The 17,253-nt window shown below is 36.5% G+C and carries 14 protein-coding genes; 5 read left to right on the top strand and 9 right to left on the bottom strand.

The window, feature by feature from the left end:
• Window positions 1-61: 61 nt before the first annotated feature.
• The gene (locus QWY78_RS13500; RefSeq protein ID WP_290220672.1) at window positions 62-304 is read left to right on the top strand and encodes a VF530 family protein; all 243 of its coding nucleotides are present in this window, start codon (window positions 62-64) and stop codon (window positions 302-304) included.
• 39 nt (window positions 305-343) lie between these two features.
• Here QWY78_RS13500 and QWY78_RS13505 read toward each other — a convergent pair whose 3' ends face one another.
• Complete coding sequence (locus tag QWY78_RS13505) at window positions 344-1,399, bottom strand: Gfo/Idh/MocA family oxidoreductase (protein WP_290220673.1); 1,056 nt, start codon at window positions 1,397-1,399, stop codon at window positions 344-346.
• A gap of 125 nt (window positions 1,400-1,524) precedes the next feature.
• A complete protein-coding gene (locus tag QWY78_RS13510; protein ID WP_290220674.1) occupies window positions 1,525-2,979 on the bottom strand; it encodes an FAD-dependent oxidoreductase in 1,455 nt (484 codons plus the stop codon).
• Window positions 2,980-3,450: 471 nt separating this feature from the next.
• Between QWY78_RS13510 and QWY78_RS13515 the strand changes: the two genes are divergently transcribed.
• Both QWY78_RS13515 and QWY78_RS13520 read left to right on the top strand, forming a co-directional pair.
• Window positions 3,451-4,056, top strand: a complete 606-nt coding sequence (locus QWY78_RS13515) for a TlpA family protein disulfide reductase (RefSeq protein WP_290220676.1) — start codon at window positions 3,451-3,453, stop codon at window positions 4,054-4,056.
• A gap of 39 nt (window positions 4,057-4,095) precedes the next feature.
• The gene (locus QWY78_RS13520; protein ID WP_290220677.1) at window positions 4,096-5,523 is read left to right on the top strand and encodes a bifunctional metallophosphatase/5'-nucleotidase; all 1,428 of its coding nucleotides are present in this window, start codon (window positions 4,096-4,098) and stop codon (window positions 5,521-5,523) included.
• Window positions 5,524-5,576: 53 nt separating this feature from the next.
• Here the strand turns inward: QWY78_RS13520 and QWY78_RS13525 are convergent, their stop codons facing one another.
• Genes QWY78_RS13525 through QWY78_RS13535 form a run of 3 tightly spaced genes read right to left on the bottom strand, consistent with a single transcriptional unit; the run spans window position 5,577 to window position 7,951 of the window.
• Entirely contained in the window at window positions 5,577-6,182 is a 606-nt protein-coding gene (locus QWY78_RS13525) for a class I SAM-dependent methyltransferase (protein WP_290220678.1), read from the bottom strand.
• Between the two features lie 4 nt (window positions 6,183-6,186).
• Window positions 6,187-6,636, bottom strand: coding sequence for a methyltransferase family protein (locus QWY78_RS13530; RefSeq protein WP_290220681.1), 450 nt, complete (start codon window positions 6,634-6,636; stop codon window positions 6,187-6,189).
• Window positions 6,623-7,951: an MBL fold metallo-hydrolase gene (locus tag QWY78_RS13535; RefSeq protein ID WP_290220683.1), complete on the bottom strand. Its 1,329-nt coding sequence runs from the start codon at window positions 7,949-7,951 to the stop codon at window positions 6,623-6,625. Before QWY78_RS13535 ends, QWY78_RS13530 begins: the two co-directional genes overlap by 14 nt.
• Window positions 7,952-8,263: 312 nt before the next feature.
• Between QWY78_RS13535 and QWY78_RS13540 the strand changes: the two genes are divergently transcribed.
• The gene (locus tag QWY78_RS13540) at window positions 8,264-9,187 is read left to right on the top strand and encodes a mechanosensitive ion channel family protein (protein ID WP_290220686.1); all 924 of its coding nucleotides are present in this window, start codon (window positions 8,264-8,266) and stop codon (window positions 9,185-9,187) included.
• Between the two features lie 79 nt (window positions 9,188-9,266).
• On the opposite strand, the gene QWY78_RS13545 is transcribed toward QWY78_RS13540, so the two are convergent.
• Window positions 9,267-10,175: an endonuclease/exonuclease/phosphatase family protein gene (locus QWY78_RS13545; protein ID WP_290220688.1), complete on the bottom strand. Its 909-nt coding sequence runs from the start codon at window positions 10,173-10,175 to the stop codon at window positions 9,267-9,269.
• A 450-nt stretch (window positions 10,176-10,625) separates the two neighbouring features.
• On the opposite strand from QWY78_RS13545, the gene QWY78_RS13550 reads away from it, so the two are divergent.
• Window positions 10,626-11,927 carry a DEAD/DEAH box helicase gene (locus QWY78_RS13550; RefSeq protein ID WP_290220690.1) on the top strand — a complete coding sequence of 434 codons (1,302 nt, stop codon included), beginning with the start codon at window positions 10,626-10,628 and terminating at the stop codon, window positions 11,925-11,927.
• Window positions 11,928-12,428: 501 nt separating this feature from the next.
• Here QWY78_RS13550 and QWY78_RS13555 read toward each other — a convergent pair.
• From QWY78_RS13555 to QWY78_RS13565, 3 genes are all read right to left on the bottom strand, one after another.
• A complete protein-coding gene (locus QWY78_RS13555; RefSeq protein ID WP_290220692.1) occupies window positions 12,429-13,364 on the bottom strand; it encodes a diacylglycerol/lipid kinase family protein in 936 nt (311 codons plus the stop codon).
• Window positions 13,365-13,568: 204 nt separating this feature from the next.
• Complete coding sequence (locus tag QWY78_RS13560; RefSeq protein WP_290220694.1) at window positions 13,569-14,645, bottom strand: metallophosphoesterase; 1,077 nt, start codon at window positions 14,643-14,645, stop codon at window positions 13,569-13,571.
• Between the two features lie 299 nt (window positions 14,646-14,944).
• Window positions 14,945-15,571: a carbonic anhydrase gene (locus QWY78_RS13565; RefSeq protein WP_290220696.1), complete on the bottom strand. Its 627-nt coding sequence runs from the start codon at window positions 15,569-15,571 to the stop codon at window positions 14,945-14,947.
• Window positions 15,572-17,253: the final 1,682 nt, after the last annotated feature.

Raw genomic sequence — 17,253 nt, forward strand, 5'->3', positions numbered from 1 at the left:
AGATAAATGAGGACATGCACCGCAATTCTAAAAAGTAAAAAACGTATTTTTACAGATAATTATGGAACAGCAATCAAAAGATCCTTTACACGGAAAACGCCTTGATGCGATTTTGGAAGAATTGGTAGAATATTATGAGGGATTTGAAAAACTCGGTGAGCAGATCAATATCAAATGTTTTACGGATAACCCGAGTATTAAATCTTCGCTGAAGTTTTTACGCAAAACAGATTGGGCAAGAACCAAAGTGGAGAGTTTGTATCTGTACGTTTTAAGACAGAAAAAGAAGCAAGAAAGACTGTAACGGTAGGCGGTTTCTAATTAATCAACTTTGTGATTTTGGTCAAAGTATCACCACCTTTCCTTCTCTTGAACTTTCTAAAGCAGCATCAATGATTTTCATATTCTGAATAATCGCTGCGCCAGGCGAGGGTAATTCTTTTCCGAAAACAAGATGTTCATAAATGTCTTGATAGTAATTCATATAATTACCAGGTTGGCTGGAAAGTAACAGTCTTTCCGTTTCCAATTTTTCATTTAAATAATTAAGGATTCCGTCGGGTTCTTTTAAAGGGGTAGTCCAATCCTCATAATAGGTTGGGGTGGCTCCTGCAACCAATTCATTTTCCTGGCCATCTGTTCTTTCCTGTAAAAAACTACCCTTGTCGCCATGAAGGATGTAGGCTTGATTTGCCTCTTTGCTGAAAACTGATGATTTTAGTCGAACCCGCAAATTGGTTTTATATTGCAGCACTATTTCGAAATAATCATTAGCAAAGGCAGGACCTTTCATCGAAAATACATCGGCGGATAATTTTTCTGGTAAACCAAACAGGTCGGTGGCTTGATCGATAAGGTGGGAGCCCAAATCATGGAGCGCACCAGAACCTTTCAACTCGGGATTTTCTTTGTGCGCTTTTCCGCTGGCTTCGGTTCGGAAGCGATCGAAACGGATTTCAACCTCTTTCATCTTTCCTAATATTCCACTGTCTAAAATATTTCGAACCTGGAGGTAATCGCGATCATATCTGCGGTTTTGATAAACACTTAGAAATAGATTTTGCTTTTTTGCAAGCGTAACCAATTGTTCTGCTTCAGAAGCGTTTACGGTGAATGGCTTTTCAACAATAACATTCTTTCCCGCTTCCAAGGCTTTTTTTACATATTCGAAATGCGTTTGAACCGGTGTATTGACAATCACCAAGGTGATCTCTTCTTCCGCTAGCATTTGCTCTACAGAACGGTGAATGATGGTGTTAGGATATTGGGCTTTGGATTCATTTTTAGACCTTTCAACCACAGCCGCCATAAAAAATCCCGGATGTTGTTTTAAAAAAGGTGCATGAAATACTTTTCCGCTCATTCCAAAAGCGCAGAGACCTACTTTGACCAATTGCATATCTATTAATTTGAACAAATATATTGATAAAATAAGCTTTTAAAATCTTCTTTAGTAGAATTATTAAAAAGACCGCTTCCTGTTTTGCATCATTTTGGATTGAAGGAAAAAGCAAGAGAGAAATATCAAATATTTTTCCTCTTTAAAACCCGTCCTCGCGGTTCATCACCTTTGTACAAAGCAATTTCAGAATGTAAGAATTGCGCAGCTGCGGCAGAATCTTCAACTTTTGTAGCACTGCGGGTGAGCATTTTTGATTCAAAACTTTCTAGAACAGATGCTCTGAGTCCTTTTTTTCGCCATGATGAAAAGGGTTTGCACCCTTTGGAAATTTCCCGAGCCAAAGATAAAGCATCCAACAAAGCTTGGTTGGCACCTTGACCTTTAAACGGACTCATCGGATGTGCAGCGTCACCGATTAATGTTGCGTTGCCAAATTCCTTTATTAATTCTGAAGAAAGTAAAGCCCGATCATAAACCGGATAACCGGAAATTTGCACCTCTTTTGTGGCTGCAATTATTTGTGGAATAGGAGTGTGCCAAGGTGTTCGGCGAATCGCTTCTTCTTTGAGCGCTTCGGAGCCGTTTGTACTCAGGTCTTTTGCTTCTGCTTCTGATATGGGAAAACTCAATTGCCACATCACCGAATCAGTTTCAAATGGCATCACGTAAATTCGCTCATTTCCATTGGCGGTTTGAAAGACTGTGGCCGAATCCAGCAAGGATTGGTCTAGAACTTCGATCGCAGACAAAGGGCAGATTCCAAGAATCACCATACAATCGAGGTAACGCAACGGCGAAACTTCATCGCCAATCAATAGGTGTCGAACCGCACTTCTGATTCCATCAGCTCCAACAACGAGGTCGGCTTTTGTCGTTTTTATTGCGCCGTCGACTTCAAAATGGAGCTCGATTTTTCCGGTATTATTTTCTTTAAAATCGATGAGTTGATGTCCCCATTTAACCGCCTTTGTGCCACCAAGTTGGTCGAGTAGCGCTAGTCGTAAGGATTGTCTGGCGATATGAATATTGGTGCGTTTTACAGAAGACTTCTGGCCAGTTTCTGCCTCAAGCCATTTTCGCATGCCCCATTCACCCACGACTGCTCCGTCGGTGGTATGCACTATATGTCGGGTAGAAACCACGCCGTTTTCTAAATTTAAAATTCCGAATCCGTCGATGGCTTTGCTTGCCTGCTGGAGCGTTAAACCGTAGCCTTGTGATCGTTGGTTGAAACTTTGGTCTCGTTCATAAAGCGTAAACGGAATGCCACGGTGTAAGCAAGCTACTGCAAGGGCAACGCCACCAATTCCGCCACCAATTATCGCCACGTGCGGGTACTTGATAGGGTTGGTAACAAGATTTTTTTCAGAAAGAACTAAGCCCGATCCTGCACAAGATGAGCAGGGATATGATTGCGCTGTAGGAGGAATAGGACCGGTATTTTCTCGGTTTGTTTTTTCAAAGGCGGCTAATTCGTTTTCATAGCGAAGTCGCAAACTCTTTTTGATCCTGCGTTTTCTTTTACCAAGTCCTTGGCATTCTGTACAAACCGTCCAGCAAATTGTTTTGTTTTCCATTCTTTTGCTTTTCTAAAACCATTGAAACTGCGATATATTCCTTCTGAAAATATTTTTGCAAAGATAAGAGCTTGCACTAATAAATCTCGATTTTTTACTTTAGGAATAGTATTTGTAAAGATTTTTCTAGATGATTCGCTGAAAGAAAAGCGCAAGTGGTTAACTTGTGTAATCAATGTTACAATCATTGGGAAAGCAATGCACTATGTTTGTGCTATTCTGTGAATTGAAAATGGCAATCAGTCCTTATCGCTTTTGAATATTGAGCGAAATTTATAACGATTACTCTATTTATTTTACGAAGCAAGTGATTGTTTCGTCGGACTTTATTTTCATATTAGCTTCTTTAAATTGATTTAAAGTTGATTAGTCAAAAGGTCCAAACGCAATAAAAGTTGCAAAAAACAGAATTCTGCCTAATTTTCAATTTCAGAGAAAGAGATTTAGAAGTTTAAACTATTAAAAAATAAAATGGAAGACAATAAAAAGAAATCATTGATACAATATGGCGTACTTGCGGTCGTAGTAATGACCTTATATATGACTGGTCTTCATACCGAAGTTATAGGATTTATACAACGGGGTTTGCTTGCGACGGGTATTATGAATCCAAAGGTTGAAGTTGTTAGTCCAACAGAAGCCACTCAAAATCAACCGATGGCCAATATTCAAGCCGCAGATTTTAATTTGCAACTGTTAGACATTGATGGGAAGGTCGTCTCCTTAGAAGATTTAAAAGGCAAAGTAATTTTTCTAAATTTCTGGGCAACTTGGTGTCCGCCTTGTATTGCAGAAATGCCAAATATCGCTCAGCTACACGAAGAAATGGGTGATGAAGTTGCATTCGTCATGCTTTCCTTAGATGATGATTTTGAAAAAGCCAAAGCTTTTAATAAACGTAAAGGTTTCAATCTGCCTATCTATGCGCTTGCGAGCCCATTGCCAGCAATGTATGAGAGTTCTGCAATTCCCACAACCTACGTGATCGATGCGGCCGGAAATTTAGCACTGACCCACAAGGGAATGGCTGATTACGACAATAAAAAATTTAAAGCATTCTTAAAAAGTTTGCAGTAAATTTTATCAAAATCACCTAAAATTTAAAACAAATAATTCATGAAACTTAACCTTTTATTTATAAATGATGTTCACGGTTATCTCGCACCACATTCCGAATTGTTTTACGATGAAAGCGGTGAAATTGTTGAAACTGCTGGTGGTTACGCGTATATTGAAGGCCTAGTAGAAGTCTTACGAAAAGATAATCCTAACACTTTACTTTTTGATGGTGGTGATACTTTGCATGGGACAAAACCCGTTGTAGATTCTAAAGGTGAATCCTTGATCCCTATTTTAAATACTTTAAAACCCGATGCTTTGGTGGGGCATTGGGACTTTGCTTATGGACCAGATCAGTTAAAGAAAATAGGTTTGCAGTTGAACTTTCCAATTTTGGGCTGTAATGTTTTTAATAAAGATGGATCCCATTTTTTGCAACCTACGGCAATGTTCGAAATGGAAGGTGTTAAAATTGGCGTTATCGGTATAAGTGCAATGATTGTAGATAAAGTAATGCCGGCAAAAATGAGTACTGGCCTCAAGTTTACCTCTGGGATTGAGGAAGTTGCAAAGTACACTAAAACTTTGAAAAGCGAAGGTGCTGATTTAATCGTAATGCTTTCCCATAACGGTTTTCCGCAGGATATAGCATTGTTAAAAAAGGTAAATGGTATTGATTTTTGTCTCAGCGCACATACCCATAACCGAATCTACGAACCTATTGAAGTGAATGGTACTCGAATTGTGCAGTGCGGTTGTCACGGTGCTTTTGTTGGTAATTTTACAATTGCGGTTGAAGATAAGAAAATTAAATCCTGCGATTATGAATTGATAAAAGTCAATCGCAAGCTTGCGAAAAGCGCGCAAGTTGATCATTTGGTTCAAGAAATTTTGGCGCCTTATGAAAAAATTCTAAACGTTGAATTAGGTGAAACTGATGAAATTCTTCACCGCTATAACACCATCAATTCTACGATGGATCAATTTTTACTTAAAGCGATTGCCTACGCAACCAAAACAGAGATCGCATTTTCAAACGGTTGGCGTTACGGTGCACCCATTGGCATTGGGAAAATTACCGAAAATGATTTGTACAATATTGCCCCAATGAACCCGCCTGTTTCTACCGTAGAACTCACTGGATTAGAAATTAAGGAAATGCTGGAAGAGAATCTGGAACGTACTTTTTGCAGTGATCCGATGGGTCAGATGGGCGGTTATGTAAAAAGAATTTATGGTTTGCAAATCAATATACGTATTGAAAACCCAAACGGACACCGCATTCAGGAAATTTATTATCAAGGTTCGCATCTGGAATTGAAGAAAACGTATACCGTGAGTTTTGTTACGACGCAAGGCGTGGCAAAAAAATATGGCAAAAACCGAAAAGAACATCCAAAAAAAGCGGTGGAAGTGATGAAGGAATTTTTAAGAAAACATCCAAAGTTTAGCCCAAAGCATTTAAAAAGTGTGCGCTTGGTGTAGAAATAAAAAGGACAAAACATCTGGTTTTCTCCTTTTTTCAGGAACAAAACCCCTTAATTTTTTTTACCAACAAAGCGGATGACTTCTGCTTTTCCTTGGTGAAATTCTCCTTCTTGCAAATCGATGCTTTTCGTTTCCAGTAAAGTAAATTGCAGGTCTTGAAACTCTTTTTTTATTTCATCAATGGAATATAACATGTCGATATTTTGAGGGCCGCCCGAAGTGTTTTCTATCTGCTCTTTTGCAAAACCTTCAAAAATAATTGTTCCACCAGGTTTTAAAAATTTTAATAAATGTTGATGCGCTTCTTTCCGAATGTTTGGCGGGAAATGCGCATAAATTAAAGCCAAAACATCAACCTGATTCTCGGTCTGAAAATTCATCACATCGCTGACGAGATATTCAATATTAACTTGATGTTTATCAGCCAGATCCAAGGATTTTTTTCTGCCACTGTCACTAATGTCAAATGCAAGAGCTTTCCAACTTTGGGTCGCGGCATATACTGCATTGCGTCCTTCGCCTTCAGCAGGTAAAAGAATCTTGCCTGGCTTTAATTGGTCCAACTGTTTTTTAAAAAATGAGTTGGGTAAGATTCCATAGGCATACGCTTCGCTGGCATATCTCTCATTCCAAAAATTTTCTGGTTGTTGTTTCATAATTTTATATAAATCTTCTTGTGTTGTTTTTGTAATCTTTATATTCTGGGAACTTTTTTAGGAGCAGACTTTCTTCATAGTTGGATTTAAAGTAGAATAATGTTAAAAGTAAAAGTCCTATAATAATTTTAAATATTGAAACCTGCTCAACGCCAAAACCTATGCTCATAAAAATTAGGGCGGTATAAATTGGATGTCTTGAAATACGAAATACTCCTTTCGTTACCAATTGCCCCGATTCCTTTGGGGAGGGAAAAGGGGAAAGATTTGTACTTAATTGGAGAAGTGCAACCACTGCAAAAACCGATGAAGCACCGAATAATCCCAAGCCTGAATAACGCAGCCACGCTGGAAACTCAACGGTTGCGATCGGTATTGTTAAAAAGTACGCTGCAAAAAGCAATATTTGAATCGTTACGAAAAGGTAATCCTTAAAGGGTTTATTTAAAATCATTGACAGCCTCACTTAAATCATAAACAGGAACATTTTTCAATTCCTTTTCCAAAACACTGCTGCCAGAAGCACTTCGATATCCACCCGCACAGTGCACTACGATTGGTTTATCGGTCGGAATATTTTTCGCTGTTTCACGCAGTTCGTTAAGTGGATGAGACAAGGCTTTTTTAAAGAATTTTTCTTGATCAATTTCACTTTGGTTACGGATGTCGACGATGGTGTACTTTTCCGGATGATTTTTAAAATCGGCCAAATCTAAACGGTCTGAAGTTACATGCTGCTTCTCTGCTAGCGTAATCACTTGGCGTACCTGCTTTTCATATCCGATTTTTGCGACGCGGTGCAAAATTTCGTCTTTATTTTCTTTTTTGTCGATGACCAAAGTGAAAGGTTCATTGGGTTCAATAATCGATCCTAGCCACGTTTCAAATTTTGCATCTTCCGTAAATATTTGGATATTAATACTGCCTTCTAGATGACCTTTTTTAAAGTCAGCTTCGTTACGAATATCCACGATTAAACCTTCGGCTGATGTGTTTTCCCTAAAAGGAATGAGGTCAATTGAAGGTTGTAAATTAGCCGCACCCACTTTATTGGTGTCAACATTAAACCCAAAATAATGCGGGATAAAAGGTTGACCATCTAAAATGGTTTCGATGAATTTTTCTTTTGATTTTTCTTTAAAAGCCCAGTTGAATTTTCTTTCATCACCCAAAGTGCTGCTGGCAGCTTCGCTCAAGTTTTTTCCACATAATGAACCCGCACCGTGTGCTGGATAAACAATCGCTTCATCGGGTAGATCGGTGAATTTATGCTGCATGGTTTCGTACATCATCTCCGCCAGTTCTTCTCTTTTGGCTTGCATGTTTCCAACTTTTTCGCGCAAATCTGGCCGACCTACATCGCCAATAAAAAGGGTGTCGCCAGTAAAAAGCGCGGTTTCATTCCCATCTGTAGCGACAATGGTAATGCTGTCTGGTGAATGACCCGGGGTGTTGATGGCTTTCAAAATAACCTTTCCTAATTCTATGGTATCACCATCATCAAAAAATTCATGTGGGTAATCGGCACCCAATTTTTCACTGTTGTAAATGGTCGCTCCTGTTTCTTTGTGAATTTGTAAATGCGAGCTCACAAAATCTGCATGCGGATGTGTTTCCAGCACCGCCACAATTTTGGCATTGTTGGCTTTTGCAAAGTCATAATATTGCGCGGGATTTCGCTCAGGATCGATAACCGCCATCTTTCCGTCGCTTATAATTGCGTAAGAATAATGGGCGAGGGGTTTGTATTCAAATTGTTTAATAGTCATATTCTGTAATTTGGGTTAAAAATAGCAAAGATTTCCTTAATCTACTGTAACCTTGGCTACATTGGAGGTCAAATTTTAGGTAGAAACCTTATTGATAAACGATTTTTTAAAAATTGCGTACATTATTCAGCCAGATTCTATTTAAAACTGAGGAGTGTCTTTATAAAATAAAATTTGTGTGATCACCGATGGGATTTATTTATTTCAACAAAGACTTGCGACAACACTGTTTTTTGTAGATCTTTTTTTAACTTTAAACGCTCTAATAATAGACCATCTATTATTTTGATATTTATTTTGAACAAACAATTTATGGAAAATTACAATAATAAAAAATGGATCATCATTTACTCTGTCGTGGCAGTCGTACTGATCGCAATCTACTATCTTATTAATTTAGATATTTTTAAATCTTGGAATCAATATATTCCATTTATTAGAAAACTGAGCTTAAGTTTATTTCTTATTTCCATTATTTTTCTCCTTAGTAAATTGATAGAGCGGCTTATTTACAGTCAAAATCATATCGAAGGAGACCGCTATAATCTGTTGCGAATTGTTCGGTTTCTGGCCATCGTCTTTAGTTTAATTGTCGCAGCATCTTTTTTATTTCAAAATCTATATGCCGCAGCGGTGAGTTTTGGTTTAATTTCCCTGGTCTTAGGATTTGCGTTACAAGCACCAATTGCTTCTTTTATCGCCTGGATTTATTTGGTCTTCAGACGGTCTTATTTGGTAGGCGACCGAATTCAGATTAAAGGTTTTCGGGGTGATGTGGTAGAAATCAATTATTTAGACACTTCTATTTTGGAGTGTAGTGGTGATTATTTGGGAAATGACCGACGAAGTGGCAGAACTATCCGCTTTCCCAACAGTTTGATTTTAAGGGAAGAAATCATTAATTATTCTGGACCACAAATTCCGTTTATATGGAATGAAACCGCCATTCAAATTGCCTATGCGAGCGATTTACAATTCGTAGAAGAATGCCTTCTGGATGCAGCAAAGCGTGATTTCAGCGAAAAATATCCGAAATATGATCTGAAAAAACACAAGCAGTGGGAGCCGGCTGTTTATTTCAGAAATAATGTTTATGCTTGGATGGAAGCGGTTGTATCTTATCCCGTGGAACCCAGAGATACCACTGGCCGCAGAAATCGTATTTTAAAATTGGCCTTGCCCATATTGAACCAAGCACCAGACCGCGTGAAGTTTCCCGAAGGTGTTACTCGCTAATTCGGTCACCATCAATCTTATATCGTGTTTTAGTCTACTATTCAGTATAATAAAACTTGACTGTAATTAAAACTTGTAATCATTCAGTGGCGACGGAATTTCGATTACCTTCTTCTGCAATGCCTTTTTCAATGAGTTCTTCTACTTCATTTTCCTCCTCATGTTCGAGCGATTCTAATTCTTCTTTTTGCCTTTTTTCTTCCTTTTCCTTAATAAAAAATGAGCAATAGAGTGGTAAATGGTCGCTGCCAATATTTCGCAAGGTTTTAAAATCTTCAATGAAAACATCAGCGGAATGGAAAAACAAATCAATGGGGAAACGAAGAAGTTTATAGTTTGCATGGAAAGTTGCCACAAATCCTCGGCCGATGCGCGGGTCTATCAATTCTGAAGTTTTCCGGAATAAAATAGAAGAACGCGCCCAAGCCACATTATTAAAATCACCAACGACGATGATCGGACCGGCGGTTTTTTTTACCTGTTTAGCAACCGCCAATAATTCGCCATCTCGCTCTTTCGAGGTCTCTTCTTCTGTGGGACTTGGTGGTGGCGGGTGAACACCGAAGAACGTGAAAGATTCGCCATTTTCAGTGAGCAAAGACGCTTCAATACTCGGTAAATCATCTGCTATAAAATAATGGACTTTAATATTTTTAACTTGAAGTTTGGTGTAAAAATGAATTCCATACGTGTTTTCTAAAGCTACTTTTTTATAATTTGGATACTCACTTTCAATTTCAGTCAACGCATTTTCCCAGACTTGATTTGATTCGATGGTGAGTAAAATATCAGGTTTTACCTCCTTTACTAAGGAAATTAATTGATGATAATCTTCATTAAACTGATAAACATTGACCGAAATAATCGAAATGGGATCGGCAACATGCGCAAGATTGGGCAGCGGTTTTTTTTGTAGATAAAAGTATATGGAATTAAAATGATGACATGATTGATAATAAATCCTAAACTCGTTGCCGAAATTGCCCAAAATAGGAGCGTTTTCTCATCGAAAAAAACCAGTCCCAAAAGTAAAATGACTAGTTGAAAAGCAACCACCTGAATCCGGCCAAATTCCCACACCCGAAAAAACCAGTGCTGATTTGGAATCAATGGCAGCAAACTGGCGACAATACCTACCGATGATAAAAGATAGTAAATCAAATGCATAAATAAGGTGGAGTTCAGTCGTTTTAAATATCCGTAGGAAACACCGACTTTTTTCGCATTAAAGATAATAAATTTTAAAAGAGTTACAGTGTTTTTCAAGAATACAGCGGCGGATTATGTTTTTTTATTTTGTATAGAAACGCAACACATGCTTTAGATTGAACTAGAATAGACCTTGCTTTATTCCTTTGGAATTTTTAATAAATAGTCTAATTATTAGAACAGAACCAACGATTCACGAAAACTGTGGTTATCTTTGCAAAAAAATAACATGTCCAGACTCATCTCAGATTTAGGAATTATTCATCATCTTCAAAAAGCTTTAAATGATTTAGAAATAACAGTTGCCACTGAAATTCAGGAAGAGGTAATTCCTGTTATCATTGATCAAAAGGAAGATTTAGTGGCGCTTGCCAAAACAGGAACAGGTAAAACCGCCGCTTTCGGCTTGCCGCTGATTCAGTTAGTGGAGGTAGAAAACAGCAATACACAGACGGTTATTTTGTCGCCCACTCGGGAACTGAGCCAGCAGATTTTTAATAATCTTAAAGATTTTGCCAAATATATTCCGGAGGTTTCCATTGTTTTGCTAACCGGCGGAAATACCGTGAAATCACAAATGGAAGCGTTGAAATCTCCCGCTCATATTATTGTGGCAACGCCCGGTCGGTTTTTAGATTTGTTAGAAAAAGAAGCCTTGGATCTTAGCTCTTTAAAAAACCTGGTCTTAGATGAAGCGGATGAAATGTTTCAAGCCTTAAAAGAAGATTTGATGCCGATTTTGAAAGCCATGCCAAAAAATCGACGAACCTATTTATTCAGTGCGACTATGCCGGGTGAATTGAAAGAGGTCGTTCATAATTATATGTCGAAAAACGCAGTTTCCATCAATTCAGATCGCGCAAATATAGGACATGAAGGGATTGATCACCAGTTTATTGTAGTAGAGCCGATTGAGAAATTAGATGTCCTTTTGCATTTTTTAAACTCGCAAGAAGGGGGAAGAGGAATTATCTTTTGTAAAACCAAAGCAGCCGTAAATAAGCTTGCGAAAAATCTCGCGATTCGTAAAATTTCTTCGGGAGCGTTGCACGGAAGTTTGACCCAAGCAATTCGGGATCGTATTATGGAACAATTTCGGGAAGGATATATCGATATTTTGGTTGCAACCGATTTAGTAGCCAGAGGAATTGATGTAAAAGAATTGGCGTATGTGGTGAATTACCATTTGCCAGATACTCCTGAAGCTTACGTGCATCGCAGTGGTAGAACGGGTAGAGCAGGGGCGAATGGACTTTCCATGACGATTATTCAGCAAGAGGAAGTGAAGGAAATTCCGGGGTTTGAAGAAGAATTAGGAATACAATTTAAAAAAGTTAAAAAAGCAGATGCCGAAGCCATTGAATGGAACAATACCTTGGTTTGGGCGAAAAAAGTTTTTAAAACAAAACCCAACCGCGAGCTTCCAGAGGAGGTGAGGCAACAAGTTAAAACCATCTTTCATCATTTGACCAAAGAGGAATTGATGGATAAAGTCCTTGCGAATTATTTGGCAGAGCATCATCATAATTAAGGCGAGTCTAGACTTAAAATGATGATCCCAAGACTTAGAAAAGCCTGTTGAAAATTTCTGAAATGTTTTGTTCAGCCGGCTTTTCTGGGTTTAATATTCTTGAAATAATTTGAATTTTAGCATTTCTGCTTGCCCAGGAATTGTAACCATCAAACAGTAATAATTATTTTCTTTGTTAATGATTTGGTAATGGTATTGATCGCCTTTTTTACTGAAGTTTTTTCTGGAAAGGTTTGTGCTTTCAATAAATTGCAATTCAAATGCAGTAGGATTTGTCCATTTATAAAATAATCTCGACTGCGTGCCATCGGAAAAAGTTTCAACCCAATATTTTTTGTTAGTTTCTACCTGTGTTTATTTTTAGAGCGCATAAAATAATATCGGTTCACGCAAGCTCAAAGAGATGTGCAACAATTATCATCTTTTTAATTCAGTCAAAATTAGTTTAAAAATCTTGGAAAGACTCCATCTGAATTTTCTAAAACTAAAGTTATTGAATAATCAATTTTCTGCAACAGAATTCGCATTTCCATAAAAACTAATCTTTTTATCCGCCAACCTCACTTCCAAGGGAGTAAAGCCAATAAATTCACCATCCATATCAATCGGGCAAGGAATTCCTTTTGAAATGATGTTACATTGTTTAACGGCGGTATACAAAATTTCTGGGTGCGGTATTTTTTTGCCTTTTTTTATCTTGCTCATATTTTTTAGGTAGTCCCAAATGCTTACATTTCCCAGAAGGGTTAGCTGCAGTCGGTCGTCTGTAATATTGGCCTCGGGAGAAACGCACATTCCGTTGCCAAAGTATTTTCCGTTGGCCATACACAAACTCATTACATTTCCTGTCCATTCCAAAGAATCGCTCGTCAATTGCACCGGCTGTTTTTTAAATTGTAGAAAAGAAGAAATAATGGCGGTGAAATAAGTTCCGCTGGCACCCAGGATTTTAGAACTCATACTCACGTTTTTCACCACAAAGCCGCCCAAGCCAATGTCGGCAATGTTTACATAATATCGACTGTTTTGTTGTGTATTTTTATCGGTAAAATTCATTCTAAAGACAGAAACATCGATGAATTTTCGATTTTCAATCAGTAATTTCAAGGCCTCAATGTTTTTATTGACGCCTAATGATCTCGCAAAATCATTGCCTGTTCCGAGCGGTAAAACCCCAAAATTGATGTGGTGAGAATGCCCGGTTTCTAAAAAACCATTTACCGTTTCATTAATGCTGCCATCGCCACCACAAATGATGATGATTTCTGATCCGTCTTCAATCGCTTCAATGGCAGAATTTTTTGCTCCAAAAGTTTTGGTAGTACTTTTAAAATTTACTTCATAACCAGTTGCAAACATGGTTTCAATCGCCGACTTAAGCGAAGAAATTCTTCGTAATTTGGCGTGAATGATAAAAGTGATTTTGGTATTTGGCATTTCAGTTTTCAAAAAATATTTTCTTGGAAATTGCAACTATTTTTCTTTTTTTCAATTTATTTTAAACTGAATTTTTTGTCAGATAAAAATAGGATTATTTTTGAAAGAGTAGAAGATTTCACCGTAACTTTTTCCTTCCTACGGAAATAGGAAAAGTCTTAAACTGGGAAATGAGAATTTTTCTAAGCAAATTAAATATAGAACTTAATCAATGTCAACCTTCAAAGCAGCGTTTCCAGTGAAAGGTTTTCTTTGTCCGTCTAACATTCTACGAGAATATTGGTTATTTTCTATGAACAAGATTTCGCCGTATTTTCCTTTTTTGATGCTAGAATCTACGCCGTAAATTTTGCCATCAAACAATTGAACCACCTCTTCATTCGAACAATGTCCAACGATGATATGCTCGGATTTTATGTGGTTTAAAATCTCGGAAATTTCGGTGTCTTGCAAGTTGTCATTAAAATAACCACGGTACCAAATCAGACTTTTTTTTCCATAATATTCATCGTAGAAATTGGTGGATTTCATTTCTTTTTTACTTCTATCAATGGATTTTCTCATGGTATCATTGATTTCATCGATATTGAAATTTTTTTGAGCCAGAAAATCTTTGGAAATCCCACCGTGTACGAAAACACTGTTATTTATTTTTATCATCGTGGGTTTGGAGCGCAACCATCTTCCTAGAACGGTTTTATTGCTGTACAATTTGTCATAAGGTAAATTCAGCAAAGTGGAAGTGGTTTTGTATTTTTCGTTGATGTATCTTAAATCTTGATGAAGCACCATATATTCGTGATTTCCGAGGAGAAAATGGACTTTTCCACCTTTCTTTTTCGCTTGATTTTCTAGTTTATAGAGCAGCCAAAGCATCTCATTTACCTTGCTTCCTCGATCAAAAATATCTCCCACAAGCACCAAATGACCTTTTCCAAAATTCCAATTCAGGTTTTTGTCTATGATTTTATTATTTTTCAAAAGTTCCACCGCCAAATCATATTGTCCGTGAATATCACTCAATGCAGCAATATTTTTCACGTTTTTAAAAGTCTCGGTTTCTGCTGTAAAAACAGTATCAAAAGCATTTTTATCTAAAATTTTGGAAACAACTTTACCATCAACAATCGTTTTCTCCACCAGATTATTGGGTTCAATAAAAATGTAAGGTCCATCCGAAATTTCCTGCGGAATATTTTCATTTACGTCCGCAGCATTTTGCGAAAAGACGCATGAAAAGGAAAAAATTAGGAGTATAAAAGTGAGGGTTGTTTTGAGCATGTTTTTTTGGTTTGATAATTTTTTTATTGACGAAAAATTAATTTTCATTTTGTTAAAGTTTTAAAGCACAGTGGTAGTAACTTTGACAAGGTTTTTAGGCTAATTTAAGATTGTAAATAGGAGATTTCGAGTCAGGAATTGCTAATCCGCGACACTGTAATTTCTTTTGGTTGAAAACCACAGTTTGATATTTCTGGAGCCGAGATAAAAATACGAAAACTTTCTATTTGTTATCAACTTGATGAACAGTGAGAAACTTAAAAAATTGGGCCCGATCTTTTGGAGGTCTCTTGTATCAATTATTCAAATCGGTATATTTCCCGAACGTGTTTTAAAATACTTGCGACATCAATTTTCAAATCGATAAGAAGACCCGAATGAATGTCGTAAACCCACCCGTGAACAGACATTCCTCGATCGCGATAGGCTTTTTGTACTTCGCCAATTTTTATAACATTTACGCATTGTTCTAAAACATTAAGTTCTACTAACCGTTTATAGCGATTTTCCTCATCATTAATTGCATTTAATTCTATTTTGTGAAGAAGATATACATCGCGGATATTTTTTAACCACGGATTCAGAACCCCTAAATCGGTTGATTGTATGGCAGCTTTCACAGCGCCACAGTAGTAATGCCCGCAAATAACGATGTGATTCACCTTAAGATGTGAAACCGCGTAATCAATGACGGACATGGAGCTTAAATCGGAGTTAGGAACCACGTTGGCAATGTTCCGAAGAACAAATGCTTCACCGCAAGAAACGCCCATTATATCTTCTGGCGGAACCCTGCTATCTGAGCAGCCGATGTAAAGAATTTCAGGGTGTTGAACTTTTGATAGATTGTTAAAATAATTAGCATCAAGATCTAATTTGTCTTGCACCCAGTTTTGATTGTTTCTAAATATTTTTTTAAGATCCATATAAGCTGGTGTGAATTTTTATGGGCTGTTACAGCGAGTTCCGGTTTTATTTTGTGCCGATAATTAAATACCAACCCTTAACAAATATAGACATTTCTTTTGAAGAAAAAGGATGAGAAGCTTTCAAACATATGCACGCAAATTTTACATAAGTTTGATTAAAAGTTAGATCAACTTCTTTTTTAAAACGATTGCTCCAGTGTTCATTGCATCTGTTTTACATCTGGTAGCCGAAGTCCTGAATCACAATATGAACGACCTTAAAATTTTCAAAGTTAATTTGAGAATTATGATTTTTTAATTGTTTTACTAATGATTTCCAGTTATTTTCAATATTCTGAAAGTAACCAATTTTTTAATTGGTAATTTCATTTCCTGTAATTTGAAATAGTCATTCAATATTTTCATTGATACTTGAAATAATTATTCCTTTATAATTTTTTGGTACCATCAAATTCGATATAGGAAAATTCACCAATATTATTAAAAATTGAATTTTTATTTTTTGGGAATTTAAGGAAGTCAAATAGTGCCATAATTTTTGAACTGATTGTTTGTTACGCTTGCAGCCACTATTATCAGGCTTTGCGAGTTTGCGGACTAAAGAAGGCAAAGCTTTCAACTTGCTAAAAACTGAATTAAACGCTAAAATCTTTGATGAAAACTCACTTTGGAAGTGAGCAATATTCAATTCAAAATTTACCTTCGTTGAACACTTTGGGTTTCTTGTCTTTCAGACAAAACGAAAGCTTAGGTATTAGCAGAAGGCGTTTTACTTAGATTCCCATAAATATTTTTTAAGCAAGCGATAAAAAATAATTGAATTAATAAAAATCGAAATTATGCCTGCTATGATCTGTTCCAAATGGATTGTATTGTTTTGATTCAATAAATAATAATATATACTTCTTCTAAAAATTATTAAACTTATTAGAAGCACATAGAATGAAATATAATAAAAATTCCTTAGCTTTTGTAAGTAGTATGTCGATAAAACAAATGGAATTAAAAACAATAGTGTTAATAATAACTTCCTTAAATCTAATAATTCTGCAATCCACTGTAATGTTCCGACAATTGGCCAAATAATTATATTTTTAAAGAAATCCCATGAAGGATTAATAAAAAAGCTTATAATTACTGTTATAATATTTAGAGTGATTGGAAATATTATAAGCATTCCAAATATAATAAAACAAATCTTTGATATATATTCTTTTAATGACATCCTAACGACGTTATTGATTCAGTTTCTTGTAAATATCCTCTTATTTTAATCCAATTTGGCCTGTAAATAGAAGATGGCACTGTAAAGGAACTGCCTCCATTTATTTGGCTATTTACAAATTTATTTATTTTTGTTTGAAAGTTTTCTCTTCAAAAATAATTTTTCATCGTTAACTTTATTTTCAAAGTTACATTATGTTTCTGTCAGTTAAAGCGCAAAGTTGGTTACGATTTCTGCTAACGGTTGGGTATTTCTGCAAGCGGGGATAAAAATTCAAAATTTTTCTACTTGCAAAAATCTTAATTAAACAAAAAAATCTTCAATGAAAACTTCAAACCCGCTTGTAGAAATACCTTGTGCTTGTTGCACAACCAAATGTAATAGAAATAAAATACATAAAAAAGCACTTTTTTATGTATTTAAGTGTTTGATATATAGAATATTATCCGTAAAT

The organism is Kaistella yonginensis, assembly GCF_030409525.1.
Lineage (GTDB): Bacteria > Bacteroidota > Bacteroidia > Flavobacteriales > Weeksellaceae > Kaistella > Kaistella yonginensis.